The sequence below is a fragment of the Neisseria sp. P0021.S007 genome, assembly GCF_051956855.1.
Map to the genome: position 1 here is coordinate 1 of NZ_JBQCXA010001412.1, position 485 is coordinate 485.

Sequence of the window (485 nt, forward strand, 5' to 3'; positions counted from 1 at the left end):
GTTTCATTTGGTATGGCGGCAGCCTTAAATTTCATTTGCCTGCTGCACAATCTTTGCCAGTTTCAAAGTATTTTCAAGCTGTTGCAGCACGGTATCGTCGTATGCCGCGCCTTTGCCGGTTACGGCGAGTTGCAGGATGCTGTCGGTAAGGCGGACGATGCGCCACATCAGTTCGCGCTCGTATTTTTTCAAATCGTCTAGGTCAGCTTCTGCTGGCAGATCGGCGGCGAGTGTTGCGCCTAAGTCGGGCAGTTGTTCAAACAGCCTCGCCACGATATGCGAATGCACTCCAGCCTGTTTTTCAGCGTGCAAGATTTCGTGTTTTGCTGGTTGGAAAAACTGCTCTTGCGCCGTCAGTGCAGAGCCGTAATCGCGTGTCTGCGTATGCGCCAAGCGCGCCAGCTTGAGCAATTCGCGGATTTTTTCAGACGCTGTATTCGCACCTTCAATTTTGAGTTCGGCAATAAAATCAGCATCTTCCTGAG

The 485-nt window shown here is 51.3% G+C and carries 1 protein-coding gene; it reads right to left on the reverse strand.

Annotation, left to right across the window (positions count from 1 at the left end; all coding sequences use genetic code 11):
• Positions 1-24: 24 nt before the first annotated feature.
• Positions 25-485 (reverse strand): hypothetical protein (locus ACTHUR_RS19445; RefSeq protein ID WP_440400432.1); only part of this gene is annotated, 461 nt, incomplete at its 5' end.